The sequence below is a fragment of the Archangium violaceum Cb vi76 genome, from assembly GCF_000733295.1.
GTDB classification, from domain to species: domain Bacteria; phylum Myxococcota; class Myxococcia; order Myxococcales; family Myxococcaceae; genus Archangium; species Archangium violaceum.
Window position 1 is genome coordinate 1 of record NZ_JPMI01000347.1, and the last position, 5629, is coordinate 5629.

At 71.0% G+C, this 5629-nt stretch carries 6 protein-coding genes; 1 reads left to right on the top strand and 5 read right to left on the bottom strand.

Features of this window, described 5'->3' with window-relative positions:
• From Q664_RS44535 to Q664_RS44555, 5 genes are all read right to left on the bottom strand, one after another.
• Positions 1-718 (bottom strand): CHASE3 domain-containing protein (locus Q664_RS44535; protein WP_043411248.1); only part of this gene is annotated, 718 nt, incomplete at its 3' end.
• 47 nt (positions 719-765) lie between these two features.
• Positions 766-2385, bottom strand: a complete 1620-nt coding sequence (locus tag Q664_RS44540) for a chemotaxis protein CheA (RefSeq protein WP_052519462.1) — start codon at positions 2383-2385, stop codon at positions 766-768.
• A gap of 28 nt (positions 2386-2413) precedes the next feature.
• Positions 2414-3025: a GAF domain-containing protein gene (locus Q664_RS44545; RefSeq protein WP_043411251.1), complete on the bottom strand. Its 612-nt coding sequence runs from the start codon at positions 3023-3025 to the stop codon at positions 2414-2416.
• A complete protein-coding gene (locus Q664_RS44550; RefSeq protein WP_043411254.1) occupies positions 3022-3405 on the bottom strand; it encodes a response regulator in 384 nt (127 codons plus the stop codon). The genes Q664_RS44545 and Q664_RS44550 overlap by 4 nt, the downstream gene beginning before the upstream one ends.
• A 30-nt stretch (positions 3406-3435) precedes the next feature.
• Positions 3436-4602 (bottom strand): response regulator, encoded by a 1167-nt coding sequence (locus Q664_RS44555; protein ID WP_052519463.1) that lies wholly within the window; start codon positions 4600-4602, stop codon positions 3436-3438.
• A gap of 549 nt (positions 4603-5151) precedes the next feature.
• Here Q664_RS44555 and Q664_RS44560 point away from each other — a divergent pair.
• Positions 5152-5629: protein kinase domain-containing protein (locus Q664_RS44560; RefSeq protein ID WP_425117472.1), on the top strand; the 478-nt coding region annotated here is incomplete at its 3' end.

Below are 5629 nucleotides of genomic sequence, written 5' to 3' on the forward strand. Positions count from 1 at the left end.
CCTCGATGGATGCGGTGAGGTCTCCCGAGGCCAACCGTCCCGTCAGTCCCACCGCCTCGGCCAAGGGCTGGGTGATGCTGCGCGCCAACCACCACGCCAGCAGCACCGCCAGCAGCGGTCCCACGATGCCTCCTCCCAGCAACATCCGCTGAACGGAGCTCACCTGCGCGTCGGTCACCTCGGTGTTCCGCTGGTTCCGCTCCACCTCGTGCTGGACGACGGCCGCCGCCATGTTCTGCATGAGCTCCAAGCTCTTCCTCCCCTTGCCACTCTTCACGTAGTCGGCGACGTGCTCCATCGGAACGCGCCCGGCATCCAGGTCCCGGCGCAGCCGCACCTGGTTCTCGATGTGGGGAAGGAATTGCTGCTGGTACTGCTCCATGAGTTGCCGCAACAACTGCTCCACCTGGGGGCTGTTGGCCGTCAGCCTTCCCACCCGGGCGTGGTTCTCGAGAACCGCGGCCTTCCACTGGGGCAGGGGCTCGAGCAGGGACTCGTTGCCCGTGAGCGCGAACTCCATCACCCGGTTCTCCATCTTCACCAGGTGGATGCCCGTGGTGAGACTGGCGATCTGCACATCGCGGGAGCGGTAGTAGTCCTGATTGGTCACCAGCATCAGGAAGAAGCCATAGGCCCCCCAGATGGTGGTGGCGAGCAGCGCGACGAGGACTCCGAAGCCAAGCTGCAACTTCCGGGAGATGGTGAGGTTCTGGAGCATGGTTCTCTTTCGGAATGCGGGAAGAAGGGCCCGGGGCACGCGGAGCGTCAGCTCACGGCGGCCCGCTGGCGGATGGCGGTGCGCAGCAGCGTGGGCACGTCCAGGACGAGCCCCACGCGGCCGCTGCCGAGGATGGTGGAGCCGGACACGCCGGGCAGGTGGCGGAAGAGCCGGCCCAGGGGCTTGAGGACGCACTGGCCCTCGCCGAAGAGCGCGTCCACCACCAGGCCCGCCCGGCTCCCGCCGTGCCCCAGCACGACGACGCTCTCCCGGCCCGCCACGGGGGCCTCCACCCCCAGCATCTCGCGCAGCCGCAGGTAGGGCAGCGCCCGGCCGCGCAGGTTCAACACCCCGCCCCCGGGCTGCCCGGTGCGCTCCACCGGCAACTCCAGACACTCGCGCACCGCCTCCAGCGGCAGCACGTACGTCTCCTCGCCCACTCCCACCGAGAAGCCCTGGATGGTGGCCAGCGTCAGCGGCACGCGCAGCGTCACCGTGGTGCCCCGTCCCTCCTGGCTGCGCAGCGTCACCAGGCCCCGCAGGGCCTCCACGCTCCGGCGCACCACGTCCATGCCCACGCCGCGCCCGGACACCTCCGTCACCGCCTCCGCCGTGCTCAGCCCCGGCAGGAAGACGAGCTCCTCCAACTCCTCCTCCGTCATCCGCTCGGGCTCCATCCCCAGCCCGCGCGCCTTCTCCCGCAGCCGGTCGTAGCGCAGGCCCCGGCCGTCATCGCTCAGCTCCACCACCAGCGAGCCCGGCTCGTGGAAGGCCCTCAGCACCAGCGTGCCGCACGCCTCCTTCCCCGCCGCCTTGCGCTCCTCCGGCGTCTCCAGCCCGTGGTCCACCGCGTTGCGCACCAGGTGCAGCAGCGGCTCGCGCAGGCCCTCCACCAGCGCCGTGTCCACCTCCACCTCCTCGCCCTCCAGCACCAGCCGCGCCCACTTGCGCTCCCCCCGCGTCAAATCCCTCACCGTGCGCAGGTGCTGCCGGAAGAGCGGACCCACCGGCACCATCCGCACCCGCATCACCTCTTCCTGCAACTCCTCGTGCAGCCGGTCCGCCTCCAGGTGCACCTCCAGCGCCTCCTCGGCCGTGCCCGTGGCCAGCACCCGCGCCAGCCGCGTGCGCGCGATGGCCAGCTCGCCCGTGAGGATGGCGATGCGGTCCAGCTTCTCCACGTCCACCCGCAGCGTGCGCGCGCGCCGCCCCGCGGCGTCCTCCGGCCCCGGCTCCTCCACCCGGGGCGCGTACACCGTCCGCGGCGCCTCCTGCTGGCGCAACCCCTCGGCGCACGCGCGCAGCCGCTCCACCAGCAGCGCGTCCTCCTCCGCCGGCGGCTCCTGTCCCGCGAGCACCGCCGCCAGCAGCTCGCGCAACCGGTCCACCGCCGACAACAGCAGCGTCACGTGCTCGTCCTTCACCGGCAGCCGGCGCTCCACCAGCGTCTCCAGCACGTCCTCCAGCACGTGGGACACGTCCGTCATGCCGGTGAAGCCCATCGCCGCCGACGCGCCCTTCACCGTGTGCGCGCCCCGGAAGATGGACCGCAGCCGCTCCTCGTCCGGGTGCTCCTCCATCGAGACGAGCGTCTCCTCCATCTGCGTGAGCAGCTCGCCCGACTCCTCGGCGAACGTGGCGAGCAGCCGCGCGCGATCCAGTTCCAAGTTCGTCCCCTCCCTCGAAGCCGCCCGCTCAGGACGGCTTGCCGGCGGCCATGCCGCGGGCACAGAACAAGGCCCTGCCACCTTCCGTCGCGAGCAGCTCCAGCAGCTCACGGTCCTCGGGCGCGAGGCGCGGTTTGTGGGGTAGCAGGCCGAACAACACCATCATCCCGAGAACGTGCCCTCCCAGTCTCAGGGGGACGCACGCGCGCGGCCCGTCTGTCCGCTTCTGGGCGCTCCCCGCCTCCATCAACTCCTCCAGCCAGGAGGCTCCGGTGCGCGCCGAGTGGCCGATGGGGCCGTCCACCTCCAGCGGCAGCCGGCGGAAGCGCTCGGCGTCGATGCCCAGCGACACCCGCAGCACCAGCTCCGTGCCCTCGCGCTCGAAGATGCCCAGCGTCTCCGAGCCCACCAGGTTGATGAGCAAATCCCGCAGGATGTCCAGCAGCTCCAACGGATGGAGTGTCTCGTGCAGCCGCTGGGACGCCACGCGCAGACGCACCAGGTGGCCCAGCTCCGCCTCCACCAGACCCTGGCGCTGGGCGCGCCACCGCTCGTCCGCCCTCAGTTGTTCGTTCTCCGCGCGCAGCACGGCCATCTCCGCGCGCAGGGCCTCGTTCTCCCAGTGGAGCTGCTCCCTCATGCGGGCCGCGCCTCCTCCAGGTGGCCGCGCACCTTGGCCAGCAGCTCCTCGCCATCGAAGGGCTTGGTGATGTAGTCGGTGCACCCGCTCTCGAAGCCCTGGCGCACGTAGTGCGGCTCGCCCCGGGTGGTGACGAGGATGATGGGCACGTCCTTCGTCTCCGAGCGCGCGCGCAGGGCCCGGCACGTCTGGAAGCCGTCCATGCGCGGCATGAGGACATCCAGGAAGATGAGATCCGGCCGCTCGGCGGAGACCTTGTCGAGCGCCTCCTGTCCATCCCGGGCGGTGACCAGCTCATAGCCGCAATGCGACAGCATCATCCGGTGCAGCAACAGCACGGTGCTCGAGTCGTCGACGAGGAGGATCTTCTTCCTGGCCATGACGTACCTCCGTGAAGCGGGGAGAGGGGGCTACATGAGGCGGGTGCCGCGGATGAGCTCGCGCAGTTGCATCAGCCGGCGGGGGCTCATGCCCAGGAACTGGATGCCCATGCCGAGCGGATAGGAGGCGGTGCGGCGCGAGGTGTAGGGATTGGACCAGGTGACGATGCCGGGGCCCTCGAGCACCTCGCGGATGGTGGACAGGTGGATGCGCAGCTCCAGGGCGGCACCGGGGCGTGCGGGCACCAGGGTGCGCACGAAGAGGGCGCCCGGGCTGAGCTCGCTGGCGTAGCAGGAGGACCAGGAGAAGCCGCCCACCTCGCGGTACTCCACCGGGCAGACGAAGGGCACGCGCTCGTCCACCAGCAGCGCGGCGAGGTTGCGCTGGAGCTGGCCGTTGATGCGTGACAGCAGGTGGCGCGGCGCGAGGGTGCGCGCGCTCAGCCACACCTGCCCGAGCATGGGCACCTCCGTGACGTCGCCGTCCGCCACCACCACGGTGGGCACCCGGGCCAGGCGCGCCTCGGTGCGCAGGCGCTCCACGCGCATCATCTCCTCGGCCGAGGAGACACGGGCGCGCGCGAGCAGCAGGTGGATGGGCTCGCCGTACTCGGCCACCCGGGCCACGGCCTGCTCGGTGCTGGAGGCGTACAGCAGGTGGTGGCCACACGCCTCCAGGTCCGCGCCCAGGCCGCCGGGCGTGTTCGGCGCCTCGCCCACCAGCAGCACGGTGCGCGGGGTGCGCCGCTCCATCGGCCGGAGCGGCGAGCCGGGCGTCCGCTCGCGCAGCACGTCCAGGCGCGCCTGCAGCTCGCTGATGCGCACCGGGCCCAGCAGGCAGTCCTCCGCCCCGCCCCGCACGCACGTCTCCAGCAGCTCCGACGGCGTGTGGTGTCCCACCACGACGAGGATGGGCACGTCTCCATGCCGCGCGTGGCTCCGCAGCGCCGCGCACCCGGGCGAGCCGTCCGCCGGCAGCACCCGCCAGTCCACCACCACCATCAGCGGCCGGCACCGGCCCAGCTCCACCCGGGCCGCCAGCAGGTTGTCCACCGACACCACCTCGCACCCCACCGCGCGCAGCAGGGGCGTCAGGTACAGCCGCAGCTCCTTGGCCTGGTCCACGAGCAACACCTTGCGCGAGGGCTCCGCGGACACTCCGGACTGCTGGGACAGTGCGTGCGTGGCGAATGGCATGGCGCATTTCCCCCCGTGGACCGTGCCCCGCTCATTCCCTGACAGCTAACGGGAATCCGGGAGCACTGAGAGTAAATAACATGAAAGGGAATACGGGAAACGACGCCTGCTCGCCTCCTGTCCGCGGAAACCAGCTCCGGCCCATGGGAGCTAGCGGACACTCCGCTCGCCCCGCGGGGCCCATGTCTCCCTTTCTCCTGGAAGACATGGGGGTTGCCGCATCCGCTACCGGACACTGCCTTGCCCTCCCGGAAAGTCGGACATGGCCCCACCGCGAGCCCGTTGTCTGGCGGAACACAGTCTTGGAAATGCTTATTCAAGACAGGCAAAACATTCCAGTCCACACGCCGGGAATGATCCGTCCATGCAAAAACTCTCATGCGTCGAGGATGACCCATGTAAGCAATTGGCAGCCCCTTCCCCGCTCGTGGGCAGGTGGGCAGATGGGGAGCCATGACGGAGGCGGGTCTCGTCCTGGAGACCACGAGACCGCGCCCACGACGGGGGCACGCGACCTGATACGTTGAGGTCCTCGGAGGTAGGTCCCGCATGTCCACACACTCCCCAGCCCCCAGCCCCAGGCCCCAGCCCCCCATTCCCCCAGGCGCCGAGGCCGCGCCACCTCCGCCCGACATGTCTCCGCTGCCCGTGGGAACCCGCATCGGCTGGGAGGTGGTGGAGGGGGTGCTGGGCAGCGGGGGCTTCGCCACGGTGTACCGGGTGCGCAGCCCCGACGGCTACGTGTCCGCCCTCAAGCTGCTGCCGCTGGACCAGGGGGAGGAGCGCGCCGCGCGCGCCTGGAGGGAGGTGTCGCTGGGCATGCGCCTGCACCACCCCAACCTCGTGCGCCAGTTGGGCGCGGGCCAGTGGCCCCACGACAACCCCCGGTACGTGTGGGTGAAGCTGGAGCGGGTGGAGGGCCCCACGCTGGAGGAGTGGGCGCCGGGGCGCCCCCTGGGCGAGGTGGTGGAGCGGGTGCTGGAGGTGGCTCGGGCGCTGGCGGTGTCGCACGAGGCGGGCGTGCTCC

Coding starts and splice junctions, on each gene's coding strand:
- Q664_RS44550 (WP_043411254.1), bottom strand. CDS start 3,405: ATGGCCAGGAAGAAGATCCTCCTCGTCGACGACTCGAGCACCGTGCTG.
- Q664_RS44555 (WP_052519463.1), bottom strand. CDS start 4,602: ATGCCATTCGCCACGCACGCACTGTCCCAGCAGTCCGGAGTGTCCGCG.
- Q664_RS44545 (WP_043411251.1), bottom strand. CDS start 3,025: ATGAGGGAGCAGCTCCACTGGGAGAACGAGGCCCTGCGCGCGGAGATG.